Annotated in this window: 10 protein-coding genes; 7 read left to right on the plus strand and 3 right to left on the minus strand. The window is 43.6% G+C overall.

The genetic code is table 11. From position 1 onward, the window contains the following. Positions 1-60 precede the first annotated feature (60 nt). The 5 genes from OQX63_RS13215 (at position 61) to OQX63_RS13235 (ending at position 9,023) form a co-directional block, all read left to right on the plus strand. Positions 61-3,213, plus strand: coding sequence for a SusC/RagA family TonB-linked outer membrane protein (locus OQX63_RS13215; protein ID WP_265851336.1), 3,153 nt, complete (start codon positions 61-63; stop codon positions 3,211-3,213). 4 nt (positions 3,214-3,217) lie between these two features. Beyond that, entirely contained in the window at positions 3,218-5,071 is a 1,854-nt protein-coding gene (locus tag OQX63_RS13220) for a RagB/SusD family nutrient uptake outer membrane protein (protein ID WP_265851337.1), read from the plus strand. A 413-nt stretch (positions 5,072-5,484) separates the two neighbouring features. Further along, positions 5,485-6,063 carry a Crp/Fnr family transcriptional regulator gene (locus tag OQX63_RS13225; protein ID WP_265851338.1) on the plus strand — a complete coding sequence of 193 codons (579 nt, stop codon included), beginning with the start codon at positions 5,485-5,487 and terminating at the stop codon, positions 6,061-6,063. Between the two features lie 101 nt (positions 6,064-6,164). After that, positions 6,165-7,235 (plus strand): SDR family oxidoreductase, encoded by a 1,071-nt coding sequence (locus OQX63_RS13230; protein WP_265851339.1) that lies wholly within the window; start codon positions 6,165-6,167, stop codon positions 7,233-7,235. Between the two features lie 318 nt (positions 7,236-7,553). Continuing rightward, positions 7,554-9,023 (plus strand): serine hydrolase, encoded by a 1,470-nt coding sequence (locus tag OQX63_RS13235; RefSeq protein WP_265851340.1) that lies wholly within the window; start codon positions 7,554-7,556, stop codon positions 9,021-9,023. A gap of 632 nt (positions 9,024-9,655) precedes the next feature. Here OQX63_RS13235 and OQX63_RS13240 read toward each other — a convergent pair. Next, positions 9,656-11,530, minus strand: a complete 1,875-nt coding sequence (locus tag OQX63_RS13240; RefSeq protein WP_265851341.1) for an amidohydrolase — start codon at positions 11,528-11,530, stop codon at positions 9,656-9,658. Positions 11,531-11,566: 36 nt separating this feature from the next. Further along, positions 11,567-12,919 (minus strand): lipase family protein, encoded by a 1,353-nt coding sequence (locus OQX63_RS13245; protein ID WP_265851342.1) that lies wholly within the window; start codon positions 12,917-12,919, stop codon positions 11,567-11,569. Positions 12,920-13,288: 369 nt separating this feature from the next. Between OQX63_RS13245 and OQX63_RS13250 the strand changes: the two genes are divergently transcribed. Then, positions 13,289-16,360 carry an MBG domain-containing protein gene (locus OQX63_RS13250; protein WP_265851343.1) on the plus strand — a complete coding sequence of 1,024 codons (3,072 nt, stop codon included), beginning with the start codon at positions 13,289-13,291 and terminating at the stop codon, positions 16,358-16,360. Between the two features lie 437 nt (positions 16,361-16,797). On the opposite strand, the gene OQX63_RS13255 is transcribed toward OQX63_RS13250, so the two are convergent. Further along, positions 16,798-17,157: a winged helix-turn-helix transcriptional regulator gene (locus OQX63_RS13255; protein WP_265851345.1), complete on the minus strand. Its 360-nt coding sequence runs from the start codon at positions 17,155-17,157 to the stop codon at positions 16,798-16,800. A gap of 105 nt (positions 17,158-17,262) precedes the next feature. On the opposite strand from OQX63_RS13255, the gene OQX63_RS13260 reads away from it, so the two are divergent. Next, a complete protein-coding gene (locus OQX63_RS13260; protein WP_265851346.1) occupies positions 17,263-18,009 on the plus strand; it encodes an SDR family oxidoreductase in 747 nt (248 codons plus the stop codon). The last annotated feature ends 434 nt before the right edge of the window (positions 18,010-18,443 follow it).

Here is an 18,443-nt window from a genome sequence, read left to right on the forward strand (position 1 = left end):
CCAAGTCCTATCTGCCACCCAATTTTAAACCAGTAATTGAAAAAAACAACTAAACCAGCTATGAGAAAACTTTTACATGATTATAAGGGAAGCACTGCTGCCGGAACCCTTGGTTTCCGTACGATGTGCTTCATGATGATCATCTGTTGTTGTTCCGCTGCCCTCGCGCATGCCAACACAGATAAAAAAACCCGTCCGTACATATTATCTGCTAAAAACCTCCGGAAAGATATTGAAGTAAGGGGAAGTGTAACCGATACCAGCGGAGTCGGCCTGCCGGGCGTAGTAATAAGCGTAAAAGGCCGCAACGGCTTTGGTACAGTCACAGATGTTAATGGCGGCTACCTGATCAAAGTTCCTGAAGATGCCACGCTGGTATATAGCATGGTGGGTTTTATCCGTCAGGAAGTGGCCGTCAGTTCACGCGGATTTATTGCAGTCAAACTGCGCCAGAACCAGGCCATGTTAGAGGATGTGGTTGTAGTAGGCTATGGCACCCAGCAGAAAAACAATGTTACCGGTGCACTTACTTCCGTTAGTTCGAAAGAACTGCTGCGCACACCAACAGCCAGTTTAACCAACAGCCTTGCCGGACGTTTACCTGGTCTTTTAACCATACAGAGCAGTGGCGAGCCCGGAGCCGACGGCTCTGCACTCTACATCCGTGGGTTTGGCACCTATCAGGGCAAAAGCCCCCTCGTGCTGGTTGATGGGATCGAGAACAGTATCGACGGTATTGATGCGAACGATGTAGAAACGGTAAGCGTTTTAAAAGATGCAGCTGCCACAGCAGTTTACGGTATGAAGGGTGCAAATGGCGTGGTACTGGTTACGACTAAACGGGGAAAAACAGGTAAACCACTTATTTCACTTACCGCACAGACTTCGCAACAACGCCCGTTCAATATGCCAGAATACCTTGACTCATTTGATGCGCTCACCCTGTTCAGGGAAGCCCTGAACAATGATGGCTTGAATGCTAACCTCTACACGGATGCCTACCTGAATAAATTCCGCGACCGCAGTAACCCTACTTACCAGTACCTCTATCCAAATGTGAACTGGACAGAAGAACTGATCAAGCCCTCATCAATGATGAGCCAGGCTAACCTCAATGTCAACGGCGGTTCTTCAACGGCCCGGTACTTTGTATCTATGGCCTATCTAAAACAGGATGGATTGTACAAATACGATGATCTGAATGCGTACAACATCAATGCGGTGATGAATAAGTACAATTTCAGAAGCAACATCGATATCGATCTTTTACCTACACTCAAGTTGGAGCTCAACCTTTCAGACATTGTTCGCGATCGCAACTATCCGACAGAAACGGCAAGCGCCTTCTGGTCTGAAATACGAAATACACCAGCCTATCTTTATCCTTTAACCAATCCTAACGGTTCGGTATCCGGGCAAAAAGATTCGCCAGCCAATCCTTACGGCCGTTTAACCCAGTTTGGATATGGACGTTTTTTCGAAAACACCTTGAGTTCGATTATCGGGTTTACCCTAAAACTGCCCTTTATTACCGAGGGACTGAGCTTTAGAACACGCTTTGCATACGATGCCCAGAACTTCAGAAACATTACCCGGCAACGGAATTATTCTACTTACAGGTTTATTACCAACGAAAACGAAACAGACTTGAGCAAAGGCCGTTACGAAGAGCTGACCACGGGTGATGGTTTGCTCGGTTTTAACATTGCTGCGAACGGCAGCCGCAAATCAACCTTTGAGAGTTACCTGAACTACGACCGGACCTTTGCGCAGAAACATGTGGTTTCGGGTATGCTCCGTTACAACCAATCGCAGAGTTTTTTGGCCACCGCCACTGCTGATGGCGCCATCGCTGCCTTACCCTATAAACAATTGGGCATAGTAGGTCGGGTTAATTATTCATTCGACAGGCGTTATGTACTGGAATTCGATGCGGGTTATAATGGTTCAGAGAACTTTATGAAAGGGCGGCGTATGGGCTTTTTCCCGGCAGCGTCTGCCGGCTGGATCATATCCAATGAGCAGTTTATGAAAGATTCTAAATTGGTAAGCCTATTGAAATTAAGGGGTTCTTATGGTATAGTTGGGGTTGATAACAGTGTTGGGCGTTTTGCGTACCTCAGTACCTGGCAAACCGGGAACGGCAGTGGCTATCGCTTTGGTTTGGCTGCCGATGGAGATGGCTACTCCGGCGCACAGGAAAGTGCCACCGGAAATTCATTCCTCACCTGGGAACAGTCCAAAAAAACAAATATTGGTGTAGATTTCGAATTATTTAAAGGGCAGATCGCTTTTACCGGTGATGTTTTTACCGAAAGGCGCTCGCAGATTCTAACCACGGCAGCCATCATTCCAAATGTAACGGGTGTTCAAAATTTACCAGCAATTAATGCCGGTATAGTAGATAACAAGGGCTTTGAAGGAGAAATTACCTTCCGCAAACGCTTCGGCAACCACAACCTGATGTTACGTGGCTCCTATTCGTATGCCACCAACCGGATACAGTATGCTGCAGAGCCCACCTATGCCCTGCCATACCGAGGACTAAGAGGTACACAGATCAATGAAGCTTACGGCTTAACCGCTCTTGGCTTATTTAAAGATGCAGCAGATATCGCAGCAAGTCCTACCCAGCAATTCGGTGCCGTGCGCCCGGGTGATATCAAATACCTTGACCGAAACGGAGACGGTGTGATCAACAGCCAGGATGAAGGTTACCTGGGCCAGGTAACCACCCCAAAATCAATTTTGGGTTTAACGGTGTCCTATACTTACAAAAACTTTGATCTGAATGTGCTTTTTCAGGGTGCTACCGGGGGCAAACTCTGGTTAACCGGTACTTCAGCCTGGGCTTTCGCCAGCAACAGCTCGGTACTGGCCGACTATATGGATGGGCGTTGGACCACACAGAATCCTGACCCAAATGCCAAATGGCCACGATTATCTTCGTCCAACAATGTAAATAATAACCAAAACTCCACCTTCTGGCTACGGTCATCCAATTATGTACGCCTAAAAAACGTAGAGGTAGGTTACACACTGCCCAAAACCTGGATCAAAAAAATCGGACTCACCAATATCAGGGCCTTTGCCACCGGATCAAATATTTTTACTTGGTCTGAAATGAAGATTTTCGATCCGGAGCGAACCAATGGCTTTGGAGACTATCCTCAAATGCGCGTAATCAACTTAGGAATAAATGCTTCATTGTAATCTCATGAAAAATATCACCAAGCTGCTCTTGGCAGTACTATTATTCAGCACCACTTCCTGTAAAAAATACCTGGATGTGGTTCCCGCCGAATACTCGAGCGAAAATGATGTTTATAATAACATCAACCTTACTGAACAGGCACTTGCCCGTTTATATAACGCGCTGCCGAATGAGCTAGCCTCACCCCTAACGGCCGCAACAGATGAAACCTACCACCATTGGTTCGATAATGGCGAAGCGATAGATGCCTACAAATATAACCTTGGCGCATGGAGCACCAACGACAATCCATACGGTAACTGGTCTGGCAAATACCAGGATATCCGCAGGGCCAATATCTTTATCAAACGCATAGATGCGGTTCCGGTACCACTCGATCGGGAAAGCTATTATGCCATCTGGAAACCACGTTACAAAGCCGAGGCCCGCTTTCTTCGTGCCCAGTTTTATTTTGAACTTTTTAAACGCTATGGAGCGGTTCCGTTAATCACCAGCTCAAATGATGTAGACCCTGGCAACCTGGAAGATACGCAGGTTGCCCGTAATTCGGTAGATGAGGTGGTAAATTTCATCACTTCAGAGTGCGACGAGATTTCAACCGTACTGCCACTCACCCAGGAAGCCGCACAAACCGGCCGCGTTACCAAAGGCGCAGCACTGGCCTTAAAATCCCGGACTTTATTGTATGCCGCCAGTCCATTGTTTAACGGCAATCCGCTCTACGCCAACATACAAAATAAAGATGGCAAAGTTCTGTTTAGCCGTAGTTATGACAAAGAAAAATGGAAAAAGGCCGCAGATGCGGCAAAGGCCGTTATCGATTTAGGCATTTACAAACTGTATGCGCCTTTTCCGGATAATCCGGTACAAAATTATGCAGCACAGTTTTATACCCGAGATTATACCGAAACCATCTTTCAGCGCATCCTCGGCAACTCCACTGATATTGATGGTAACTATCTGCCCAATGGCTCCCCTTTTAAGGGAAATGGAAAACTAACGCCGTTACAGCAGTTTGTTGATGCTTATGAGATGAAAAATGGTTATCCGATTAATCAAACCGGTTCTGGCTACAGCACTACCGGGGTGTGGAGCGGGCAGCTGTGGGACGGACTGAAATTTCAGACGGTAAGTAATATATCCAACATGTTCAAAGATCGCGACCCCCGGTTTTATGCCAGTATCTTTTTCCAGTACGATGTATGGCGTTTCGATGCCACCAAGCGCCCGGTAAGGCTGGCCTGGTACGGTGCCGGCAACGGCATTACAGATGGTTGGGCAACGGGCAAATCGGGTACCAACCCCTGGGGCTATAATGTCCGCAAGTTTTTATCGCCCGGTTATGATAGAAACGCCAATTCGGGCACAGGGACCCGCAACTTTCCAATTTTCCGATTGGCAGAGATGTACCTCAATTATGCAGAAGCCATGAATGAATACCTTGATGCACCAGATCAATCTGTTTATCAATACCTCAACCTGGTACGCGGCCGGGTGGCCATGCCCAACCTGCCCATTCTGCCTGCAGATAATACCAAAGGCGGTATGCGCAACCGGATCCAAAATGAGCGCCGGGTTGAACTGGCTTTTGAAAGCCAACGGTTCTGGGATGTAAGGCGCTGGTTAATCGCCAAAACAGTAGATAATGCACCAGCGCTGGGCCTCAATGCACGCCCTTCAGCAGCCGAACTGAGCAGTACCGGTCTGGATGTATCCAGCGAGGCGGCGGGGGTAGCCGTATTTTACAAAACCGTTACCTTGCAAAACCGCGTCTTTGCCGATAAACACTATCTCATGCCCATACCACAATCTGAAATTGATAAAGATCCAAACCTGGTTCAAAATTATGGCTGGTAAACTGACAAAAACCCCTAAGGGATAGCCGTTCCAGCAGCTCTCCCATGCATGCAGATGGTTCTTCATCTGCATGCATGGTTTTATGGTTTCGGATATCCATCATGTCAGATACATTACCCTCCAATAACTTTAGGCAATGTGCATGTAACCTTCCTGAATTTCGACGCCTGCCAGAAGAAAAATATCCTCCGCTACGCAGTATTCTTCGGGTTTTGAAAAGCGCGTTACGTTTACTGTCTTATATTTCTAAAAACATCCGGAATTCTTTTGTAATTTGCGCTGATCCCGTTCATTATTCATGGTGATAGCTGCCCAAAATCATGGCAGAATTTACATTATTCAGGTGTTTTTCTGGCGAACTGGTTTTGCAGTAAAGCTGTTTTGAGTTGCATCATTGTTAATTTCAATTATTGATGTTCGATATTTTAATAAAACATATTCGTCAGAAGGTTGATTTGGGCCAACAGGATCTGATCTTGCTGAAAACTTTTTTTACCCCCAAAAAGCTGAACCGGAAAGCGTTTTTATTGCGTGAAGGGGAAATCTGCAATCATCTCGCTTTTGTAAGCAGTGGAATCCTAAAATCATTTACCAGTGATGAAAAAGCGCAGGAACGAATTAATCTTTTTGCATTTGAAGGCTGGTGGATTTCTGATTTTAACAGCTTTATCAACCGGGAAAAAGCCCTGCTGAATATCAGCGCCATTGAAAATGCTGAATTGCTGCTGATCAGTTTTGATGATTATGAAGCATTAACACTTCAAATTCCATTAATGGACCGCTATTTCAGAATCCTGTATCAAAACAGCCTGGTTACCAAAGATCGCCGGCTCATGATTTCAAATAAGTCTACTGCAATGGAAAAGTACCTGTCACTCGTACACCATAATCCTGATATGGTGAAAAGAATTCCACATACCCTTATTGCCTCCTATTTAGGATTAAGTCCGGAAACGGTGAGCAGGATCAGAAAAAAGCTGTTATTTCAATAATCCCTTAATTTATGTTATCAAATACTTGATCTCGGTCAAGTATTTTACCATCGGTTCGTGCTTACTTTTGTGCTGTTCTTACAAGTTAAAAAAAGGCATTTATGATGAAAAATAGTGCATTGGTTGTGGGTTCAACCGGAATTACAGGAAGCAATCTGGTTGAAGAATTAATTGCACAAAACTGGACTACTTTTGGTTTGGCAAGAAACCATAACAGGCCAGTTGAAGGGCTAAAACCTATCAAAGCAGACCTGCTTGATGAAGAAAGTTTAGCTGTTGCGTTAAAGGATGTTTCTCCTACGCACGTTTTTTTTACCACCTGGATGCGGAAAGCTAATGAACAAGAAAACATCATCGTTAACATTACCATGGTAAGCAATCTGCTCAATGCATTATCTCCTAAAAAGTCAGTCCGCCATGTAGCATTGGTTACCGGTTTAAAACACTATTTAGGCCCTTTTGAAGCCTATGCGAAGGAAGGAATATTACCTGAAACCCCAGTAAGGGAAGAACATCCCAGGTTAGCCTACCCCAATTTCTATTATGCTCAGGAAGATGCCGTGTATGAAGCGGCAAACAGAGATCACTTTACCTGGAGCATTCACCGGCCGCATACCGTTATCGGCTACGCCATCGGCAACCTGATGAACATGGGAATTACCTTAGCGGTTTATGCAAGCATCTGCAAAGAAACAGGTGCAAAGTTCACATGGCCTGGTTCAGCAGCCCAGTGGAATGGGTTATCAGATGTTACTGATGCTAAAATACTGGCCAAACAGCTCATTTGGGCTTCTACTACAGAAAATGCTAAAAATCAGGCTTTCAACATCACCAATGGCGATGTCTTCAGGTGGAAATGGTTATGGAACAAAATTGCAGACTACTTCGGAATTGAAGCCGACGGTTACAATGGCTCCATCAGGCCGCTTGAAAAAGAAATGGAAAATAAACAGGAAATCTGGAACCAGATCACACATCAACATGGACTGAAAGAATCCAGCCTTGATCGGTTAAGTTCTGCCTGGCATACGGATCTCGATCTGGGCAGGCCGCTGGAAGTGATGACCGATATGTCTAAAAGCAGGAAATACGGCTTTAATGCTTTCGAAAGCACAGCAGATTCTTTTTTCAGCTTATTCCAGAAATTGAAACAGGAAAAGATCATTCCTTAAATTACAGCATAACATCATCATAAAGCCATACCAATTTGTAGAGATTTATATTTTTACGGATAAAACCCAGTACATGATCATTAAGCGACTAATATCTACATTAAATAACTGAAAAGATGGCCAGAATGGATTAAAACCAGTGGTTAATAAGCAGAACCATAAGCAAGGAAGGCCATAAAGTTCGTTTGGGTTTCGAATACACCGCCCAAACTTATTCATCCTTAATTAAAACCGTACAATTCTCTGGTTTTATATAAATTGATTGCTATATCTGTATATCTTTACCATTCATTACCCTTACCTAATCCATCATTCTAAATGAAGCATTTTTTGAAGTTTTTTTTAGCAGTTTCCCTCACACTTTCATGTACCTTTTCCGCTTTCGCTCAAACAGACAGCATCGATGTATTTATTCAGCATCAGATGCAAAAACGCAGGATTCCAGGACTCAATCTGGCCATTGTGAGACATGGTAAAATCATCAAAACAGGCTATTATGGAATTGCCAATATCCAGGATTCTATTGCGGTAAACCCAAAAACAGTATTTACCATTAACTCCATCACAAAGGCTTTTGTAGGCGTTGCCATTCTGCAACTTGTGGAAGAAGGAAAATTAAAGCTTGATCTACCGATTTCAAATTACCTGACAGATATTCCCGAAACCTGGAAAACCGTGAAAGTACAGCAACTGTTATCTCATACTTCAGGAATTCCTGATCTTGTGGATGAAGAGGAAGCGGTGATGATTGCTGATAATTTTGACCTGTCGTTGAAAAAGGTTTTAACAATGCCCAATGATTTTGCTACAGGTTCAGCATTCCGTTATAATCAAACGAATTACTATCTGCTCGGTCTTATCATCAATAAACTCAGCGGAATTACCTTCCAGCAGTATATTACCAAAAACCAGCTGGAAAAGGTAGGCATGCCGCTCACCATTCAATCAGGATTCGGCGCAACAAAGGAGCTCGTACCAAATGCAGCCAGCCAATACCAATTCGCTAAAGGCAAGCTTAATAATATGTTCTTTTCTTTTCCTGCGCCATTACAAACAGCGGCTGGCATGAGCGCTACAGCCAGTGAATTGGCCAAGTGGGTTATTGCGCTGCAAAACATGGTTTTGTTAAAGCAAAAATCAAGTTTAGAAGCACTTTGGAAACCAGATATCCTCAACAATGGAAAAACGTCCGGTTTTAGCGGACTTCTTAATGGTTATGCTGCAGGGTGGCCTATTATTGTTAGAAATGAACACCCCGCAGTGGCTCCTGTAGGTGGTGGAAGGTCTGCTGTATTTGTTTACCCAAAGGATGATCTTTCCATTATCATATTAACCAATTTATCAGGCGGCACGCCAGATGGATTTATAGATGAACTGGCAGGATTGTTTATACCAGATATGAAGGCTGCTAATGGCTTCGGCATGTCTCCTTCTGCTAAGTCTTTGAAACTGACTTTGGATAAGAATGGCTACAAAAATGTGGATGAGACCATTAAAAAGCTGAAAGCTAAAAATAAGAATTTTATCCTTACAGAGACTGAAGTGAATGATTGGGGATATAAATTGGTAGCACAGAAAAGACTGAAAGATGCCTTAGAATTGTTTAAGCTAAATGTGTCTTTATATCCATCCAGTTCAAATGCTTACGACAGTTTGGGCGAAACCTATGCGGAGTTGGAAATGTATGATTTAGCCCTTACAAACTATGAAAAGGCATTTAAGCTAAATCCAAAGAACAAAAGTGCCGAAGTAATTATTGCTAAGCTAAAAGAGTTGTTAAAAAAATAGTTTTAACAAAGGTTTTACCAGCAAAATCAAATGGATCAATATGATTCCAACATTTTTTAAGAAATTTATGGGTATGGAAAAAACCGCCTAATCAATTTTTACGTACTGTTTAATATGTAGGGGGTGAGAGTCCTACATCTAGCGAAAGCTTGAGAGCGTTAATTTAGATTTGAGGGGCTGTAATCATGGATTTGATTAACCCATTTTTTTTATAGTTTAAAAGTAGCTTGTATACGCAAGCTATAGCTTCTACTTCACACAACTTAGAGAGTTGCATTCTTATCAATTTAAGAAATATATCGCAAAAAGATATCAACCTGAGCTTAGTATATGAGTATTTGCTTGCAATTTATCAAGTATGAGAAGTATCAACTACAGATATCGGATCTCGCGCATGCGGGAATCTTAAAGCCATCGCAATAAGATTATTCATAAGTGCTTGCTTTTATATAGTGTTATTCATCAGCAATTTGTGGCTGGCTTTGGTGCTGGCTAAAAAAAAAATAACAGTCAGCATAAACGGACTGTTATCCAAAATCAGCGGTTAAAACCATCGTTAAGTTCTGGCGCTTATAACCCTGCAAACTTAAGATCAATCTGCAAGAGGAATATAAAACATGTGCAGTTTACACCTAGCTGCCGGGATAAACCTTTATCCCGCCCACCCAGGTTTCCAGCACTTTGATATTCCGCATATTCATGCTGCAATCTTTACGGGTCATAATAATCGGATCCTGTTCCAGAATTACGAAATCGGCAAATTTTCCTTCCTCAAGGCTTCCGGCCCAGCCATCGGCGTAACACTGCCAGGCTGCATCATAGGTAACAGCCTTTAGTGCCTGCTCATTGGTAAGCTGTTCTTCGGTGTTCAGCACATTTAATGGCCACGTATTTTCGCTCGCCTCCATTACACGGGTAATAGCTTGTTCCATCATCCTTAACGGACCAAGTGGGGTAACCGTGTGGTCGCTATGAAGGGAAATGCGCAGCTTTTTAGCCGCCGATGCACAGCGGTCAAGAGAAAATACCTTAGGGTCGTTGTGTTCTGGTAAATGCTGCCCTTCGAATATAACTTTTTCAAATACATCTCCCCAATACCCTACATGGCCAATTAAAAAACTGGGCGAAATATTTAATGTTTCCATTTCATCTATGCCATTTTGCTCCAGAAGTGAACAGTGCTCAATCCGGTTGCGCAGTTTAGGCCCCTTATATTTCGCTAATGCGCTACTAAAGGCTGCAATGGTATCTGTTACGGCCAAATTTCCATTTGCATGGATCATAATAGGCCAGCCTTTTTCCAATATTACCTCGTCAACTACCTTTTGATATGCTTCGGTATTTTTAAAGTTAAATATACCACAGGAATGATCCTTTTCGAGTATTATTGAGTACGGTTCAGACTGGTATCCGGTTAGTCCTTGATTAGACCCATCCGATACAATTTTCACATGGCCCAGGTACAGGTCCAAATAACTGCCGGGCTGGCGGTAAGGTGGTAAAGCTTGCGCATCCTTAAATGTTTCGCAGTACAGCGCTCCGCCCAAACGTACAGATAACGGTCTGGCCTCCAGGTATTTTTCAAGATAGGGAACATACATATGGTTAATTAATGCATCGTACATCGAGGTTACCCCTCTCGAGTTAGCCTGCCGGAAAAAGGCATCCATATTTTCTACAATATCAAGTGACTTTGTCGCAATTGCATCCTTAAAGGTATTTACAGCTGGCATCATCATGGGTTCCTCTTCCAGTAAGCCATGTGTATGGGCAATATAATCATCAGCGCTGGTATAGCCGTGCATGGCTGGCTTCCCTTTCTGGCTATTGTAAATTTCCCGAAGGGCGGCAGAATTGGCGTAGATGGTATGGCCTGATGCACTCATAATGATGATCGGTTTATCCATGCTTACGCTATCGAGATATGCATTATCAATCTGCGTAAAGTTTTTTCCGCTTTGCGGCTGAATAAGTGCAGGGTCGAGTCCGGTAGCCAGTAACACACTGTCTGAAGATGTAGAAAGGGCTGAAGACAAGGTTGCTGATATCCACTCCTTTGTATAAACTTTTCTCAAATCCTGTCCTTCAAAAGGGCTTACGTCTATCCATGAAGCCATCATGCCCGAAAATACGGTATGAACATGGGGTTCAAACATTCCAGGGATCAGGGTATGGGTATCATCCAGCAAAATGCTTTGATAAGCATTGTTATATCTGGCATCCATTTCCGCTTTTACATGAGCATACGAACCGCTTGCAATGATATAACCCTCGGCAATACCGATCGATTCAACTCTGCCTGCATCCCCGTTTACCATAGGCCTGATTGTTCCGCCCGAATAGAGAATTGCTTTGGGAGAGGCTGCAAGAGGCTTACTTTTTGGTAAATGGGCAGTCAGCTTCTCAATATGTTCCTTACTGAAAAGCTCATGCTTTAAAATTTCAACTATCGGGTTTTTGCAGCCGCATGTGCAACCGTGTGTATGGTGATCATCTGTTTTTCTCATGATTAAGGAGATATAATTTCTGATTTTTAATCTTTATTACCATTTTTTCCGCTCTTCTTCCAGCCCTGTCCCATCCACTGAAGTAGCATAGGATACTATCCAGGCCAGAATTTGCTCAATAATTCTAATGATCATGTCTAACTCGGTAACGGCTTTGACGTGAGGAACCAGCTTTTTATGTGGTTTATAAACTGGTTGTGGCAACGGCTGCGGCAAAATGAGGCCTTTTACAGCTGGACTGTCCTGTTGTGCCGGTATGCCCGAATAAAGGCTAACGTGCTGAAGAAAGAGTTGGGTAATATAATCTTTCATTGTATCGGGCGGGGTGCTCAATTTATCCGAATGTTGTAGTGTTCCGGGTAGCGATTGATTCTGTATTCTGGTATAGCTCGCGCCTGATGTGGCCGCCCTTTTAATCACCAGTCGCTGGAGCGTGTCAAGCGTCTTCTTCGTTAGCAAATTGGTGGATTGACCGTAGATCTGAGCAATTTCCTGCAGGTCCAATTCGTCCCAGGCATGTGGCACAACATCAAGGGTATTCCAGTGCATGGTATTCCAGCTCTGGTAATCACCGGTCTGTGCAACCCATCCTTCGGGAAGCGCTGGGAATGTTTTATTAAACAAACTGGCAAATGCACTTTCACCAGGTGTAGGGCCGGCTGTAGGATAAACCAATGATGTACCAAATGCACCCAGCTTATTTTGCTGTTTTAAATAAAGTGCAAGCGTTGGGGAAAGTGCACCCGCCAGGCTATGTCCGCAAAATACGATTGCGCTTTGCTTACCGGGATTTAAACTGGCAATAAATGCTTCAAGTGTGGTATTGGGCGATACAGCCTTTGGGGGGCTAACAAGCCCGAGCACTAATTTAATGCCTGTTGCAGTGCCATTGGAAATGTAGGGATCAGTGCCGTTATAGGCCGATGGTGAGAACGTTGCCGGATTATAGCTTGACCAGTTTACCACTTCAGCCACCGAAAAATCCTCCGTTTCCCAGTCGTAAAGCGATGCCGGGTTAGTTGCCGCTACTGCTACAACATAAGTTGGCAAAGTTGGGCCACCTGGGTAGGCAACGGCATCACACTGAGCAACATATAGGGCATTATCAGCAACGCCGGTAGCTTTTCCATGTTGATCCTGCTCCTCAATAAGTGCAGGTCCCCATACCAATTTCCAGCTGCCCAGTGTTGCCGTCGCCAACGGGTCAGCTACCGAAGGCGCCGTTTGCCCCATTACTTCAACAGGTGGAACACCGTTCAGATAAAAAGATAAGTCATACTGCAACTGCAGTTGTAAGGCATCGGCAGTGCCTTTGTAGCCCCCGGCCCGGTTAGCGATGCAGGCCAGGCCAAAAACCTGTTGATAAGCATCAAAAGATGGGTTTTCCATAAGTTTAATGATTTGATAGATTAAATTGTGAACATTAACACAGTACGATATAAACTAAAGCTTTTGCGCTGGTAACTGGTATAAAGGTCACCTGACTGTGATCTGAATTAGAGGCGGACATGAACTGAGTTGAAAGCGTTACTGATGAAGTAAATTTACAATTTTAAGGAATATATAAAAACAGTTAATCATACATATTTAAAAATACTTAAATATCAGTATGTAATTTTAAGACTACAACGAATACATCAACCTGCTTATCTGGGTAATTATTCAATTTAAAAATTTTCATCCTGGTACCATGTAACAGCCCTGGTTATAAAACTTTATGTTTACCTTTGTCCCTTTGAAACAACACTTTACCGTCTAATGACAACTCTCAACCGATTGATTTATATTGTATTTTTCTCTTTATTCTTCTGCAACGTAATAGCCCAGACCAATCAGACAGTTGTTAACGGCGAAGCTACTGCACCAGTAATATTTCCACAGGGCTGTACTTACAGGTGGACGTGCGATAGGCTATCCATCGGTCTTGCCTCCAGTGGTACAGGTAACATCCCTTCATTTACGGCTGTTAATAACAGCGCTTCAGCAGTTAACGCTACCATCATAGCTACACCGGTAACAGCCGATTATGCCTACATTCCAAACGCCGGTTCGAATAATGTTTCGGTGATCAATCTTTCGACCAATAGAGTAGAAAAAACAATAGCGGTGGGCAACACGCCGAATACTGCTTGTGTTAATCCCAGTGGCAGTGAGGTTTATATATGCAATGCCGAGGCTAACAGCATTTCGGTCATCAGCACAATCAGCAATACGGTAGTTGCCAACATTGCCGTGGGCCGGACGCCGATAGGTATAGTCTTTAGCCAAGATGGTAGCAGGGCCTATGTGACCAATGTCAACGCATACAACATCTCTAACGCCAATACCGTTTCGGTTATCAATACCCTTACCAGAATGGTTATTGCCACCATACCTACGGATGAAAACCCGAGAGAAGTGATCATAAGTCCGGACGGAAAATTTCTTTATGTATCGATGGGATACTACAACGGCTTGGTTCAGGTATATGATACTTCGACAAACCGGTTTGTGAAGGAATATGAAACGAGGGGTGATGCTCCCGGACAGATGATATTCAGCAGGGACAACAAAAAACTTTATGTCGTTAATAGTTATTCCAACAGCCTCACGATTCTGAGTTTAACAGGTGATCCCTCAGTTTACATTCCGTTAGGCAGGCTGCCCATAGGCGCGGTGATGGGTGCAGATGGCAAGCACCTGTATGTCACAAATACCAGCGACAATAACATAATGATTCTCGATTTAACAACAAACGCTGTAGTTGGCCTTATCCCTACAGGCCTCTCTCCATGCGGGATCTCCATCACCCCCGACGGTCAAAAACTACTGGTAGGCAGCGCCATCGATAAGGTCTCTGTGTTTGATACAGGAACCAATTTATTGGTGACCAACATCACCGCTGGAAGCCAGCCTTATGCGATGGGCAATCCCATAAAAGCCGGTAGCAATGCAGGCTGTTCCCCAAAAACCTTCACCATCACGGTCAATCCGAGCGGGCCGGTTATCAATAGTAACGGAACTCCGGGTGCTCAAAACACTATATACGGCGAGGCATCTGCATCTTCAAGCTTTACCATTAGTGGCTCAGGCCTTACCCAGGGTATTACAATCAGTGCCCCAGCGGGTTTTGAGATCAGCCTGAACAATCTTTCCTTTAGCCAGACGCTTACCATTAACGGCACCGGCAACATAGCCCCCAAAATAGTATATGTCAGGCTCAGCGCATCATCTCCTGCAGGATCTTACAGTGGAAATATTACCTTAAGCAGTACAGGGGCAACCAGCATCAATGTTCCGATAACTGTTAGCCAGATTGTTCCGGCACCTCTCAATATCACAACAGCAAACCAGATCAAAACCTATGGCTCGGTACTTACGGGTAATACAGGTTACACAGCCTTTACGGCCACCGGGCTAAAAAATGGCGAACGCATAGGCAGTGTTACCATCGCGTACGGCAATGGAGCGGCAGCAGTAGCGGCGGTAGCTAGCTATAATAATCAAATCGGCCTTTCCGGTGCAACAGGCGGTACGTTCTCGCCTGCAAATTATCAGGTAAGTTACCAGACCGCAGATATTACCGTGGCCAGGGCGCCGCTTACTATCACCGCCCAAACCCTGACCAAGTTATATGGAACAATACTAACCGATGGCCCCCTGGCATCTGGATTTACCGTTACGGGACTGAAAAACGGTGAGATGATTAGTAATGTCAGTTTAATTTATGGCAGTGGTGCTGCACAGGGTGCAGCCGTAGGGATTTATGCGGGCGCGGTTGTACCAGCAGCTCCCAGCGGAAACTTTAGCACAGACAATTATGATATTTCCTTTGTTGCCGGCGAACTTAACATTACCCCCAGGCCGCTCACCGTGACCGCATTGCCCCAGGGCAAAAACCCGGGCGAAAGTGATCCGCTATTAAGTTATCAGCTCACCAGCGGGAGCCTTCTCGCCAGCGACCAATTTACAGGCCAGCTTTTAAGGGATACCGGAGAGGCACCTGGCGACTATACCATCCGCCAGGGAGACCTCAGTGCAGGAATAAATTATAATATTGTTTATCACCCGGCTCTCTTTAGGATAGCCAAGGCAGTGCTCACCATTAGTGCAGAAAGCGACCAAAGAACCTACGGAGAGAACAATCCCGTGTTTAAGATCCATTATAGCGGCTTTATCAACGGTGATGATCAATCCGTATTTACGGCAATGCCTGTTGCCACATCGACAGCAACAAAACTGTCTGATGCCGGGCTTTATCCAATCGATGTCAACGGCGCATCGGCAAGAAACTATGTTGTCAATTATGTGCCAGGTGTGCTCACCATTGCTAAAGCTCCGCTCACCATTACTGCTGATAACCAGCAAAAAATCACCGGCGGACAGAATCCGCCATTAACGGTCAACTATAGTGGATTTGTTAACGGAGATAATCCCGGACAGCTCATCCGCCCGCCACAGGTTACAACAACCGTTACCGTGCAATCGGCTTCAGGCCAATACCCTATTGATATCGGTGGGGCCGATGCTGTCAATTATGTCATTAGTTATATCCCAGGCCTGTTCACAGTAATCCCTGTTTCAGAGGCCACAATTGTAACCAACAGCTTTTCACCGAATGGAGATGGCATAAACGACCAATGGACCCTGAACTTTTTGCAAAATTATCCACAGTGCCGGGTACAAGTCTTCAGCCGTTCTGGTGCAATCGTATTCTCTTCCATAGGATATCAAAGCCCCTGGGACGGAACCTATAAAGGAAGTGACCTGCCTTTAGGAACATACTATTATATGATTGAGCTGAAAAATAGTAAACGGATACTTTCTGGAAGTATTACCATACTCCGATAAGTCTAGCCGGACAATCAGCTATCATTTACTTACGAAGAGCCTTATAAAACCTATTTTCAGAAACGGTTGAGAAAGTATTTCGCAAATATTTTATTGAACAAGACAGCCAGCATGATAAAAAGTAAACGTAGCATCTAGCGTTCTATTCGTTTTGGATGACAATAAATGGAGCTGGTTGGATGACCACTCCGTTTTTCAGTTTTAGCTTAAATCCTCTTGTAAAGAAAAATGACGCTCTGTTTTTATATTAATGGTGCCTGGTAGCGACAACTTTAAGGTAAAGCCGGGTTCGCTGCTTAACTTATTTAAAAATTAAAATCACTACATCAAAAAATGTCTGTTTATACCAGGTAAATTTAGCTCGAAATTATTCTGGTTTTGAAATATTACACTGATCAGGTATCCTAACTTTAAAAAACCAAGAAAATAATCAAATCTTATTTACCGGTAATTTCTTTTCTGTGTTGCATACCCCACGCTGCGAGATTATCGATCATGGTTTTTAATGTCATTCCGTAATCGGTAAGTTGATACAAAACGGTAACTGGTTGCGTACTTAAGACTGTTCGTTTAATCAGTTTATTTATTTCAAGATCCTTAAGCTCTTTACTTAACATTTTGTTTGAAATACCGCTAACATCATTTAGAATGTCTGAAAACCTGCGTTGATTAAAATAACATACAGAAGAAATTATGGAGATTTTCCATTTTCCGCTCAAAACATCCATGGCATCGTGCACAGCCATGATCTGTTTTTTATTGTGTTCGTGATCTTTTATAGCACAAATATTTTCCATAGATAGTTACCTAGTTACCCAGATGTTACTGTTACTTTTAGTTACAAAGTTACAATAATAAATAAAGCTGCGATATATTTGCATCATAAATTAAAATCTACGAAAATGAATTTTAAAGGTAAAAATATCGTGATTACAGGGGGAACATCGGGTATAGGATTTGCAACTGCAAGCGCATTTATTGAAGCTGGTGCCCATGTATGGATTACAGGAAGATATGCCGATAATCTTAACAAAGCAGCGTCTGCTTTAAAAACTGATCGTTTAACGACAGTTATTTCAGATACCTCAAATTTAGCTGGCATTGAAACTTTGGCTACGGCCATTGCAGAAAGCGGTGAAAAACTGGATGTTATTTTTTTAAATGCCGGAATAGCTACTTTTGCCGCGATAGCAGAGGCTACAGAAGCAGATTTTGACGCCCAGTTTAATACCAATGTAAAAGGGCCATATTTCACCCTTCAAAAACTGCTGCCTTACCTAAATGATGGCGCATCGGTAGTGTTCAACTCATCTACAGTGGCAACTGCGGCCCAGATGTACGGCAGTATTTATTCTGCAACAAAAGGAGCGCTCAATAAAATTGCTCAAATTGCTGCAAATGAACTTGCCGGAAGAAACATCAGGGTGAACATGATCAGTCCTGGGCCCACTCAAACAGAAGGATTTGACAAGGCCGTGCCGGATGAGGCCGTAAAAAAACAGTTTGCTTTAACAACAGCTTTACAACGAATGGGTAAACCATCAGAAATTGCCAAAGCGGTTTTGTTTCTAGCTTCTGAAGATGCGAGTTTTATTACGGGCGCCGAGCTGCTTGCTGATGGCGGGTATATTGGATACGCTTTAAAATAATTAATCCTGATTAAATCCCGAATGTTAAAATGCCTTTTAAAGGTTATTTTAACATTCGGTGCATACTATCGGGATTTACGCAAGAGCGGCCACAGCATCAGGAATATACGTCTGTTTTTTTTAGAATAGATGCTAAAAAAATGCAGTTTACATTCTTCCCGGAATGATATGATGCAGCAACCTTCGTGATGGCGATCCATCCGGCAGGTTGCAGGTCAGAGGAATGATTTAATCAGCCAAGTATGTTAGCCCAATAGCAAATATGGCCCTCCAAAAGCTTCAGTTTCCACTATCGGGCTCCCTTCCTCAATGATAGTATGAATTTAAAATAATCTGACTACAACAATTACCAATTGAACTACTTTTTAAAAAGCGTTAATCCTGAATTTTGAAAATTAAAAGAAAATTATTTTCAGAAACCATTAAAAGGAATA

It is taken from the genome of Pedobacter sp. PF22-3 (assembly GCF_026239555.1).
GTDB lineage: Bacteria > Bacteroidota > Bacteroidia > Sphingobacteriales > Sphingobacteriaceae > Pedobacter.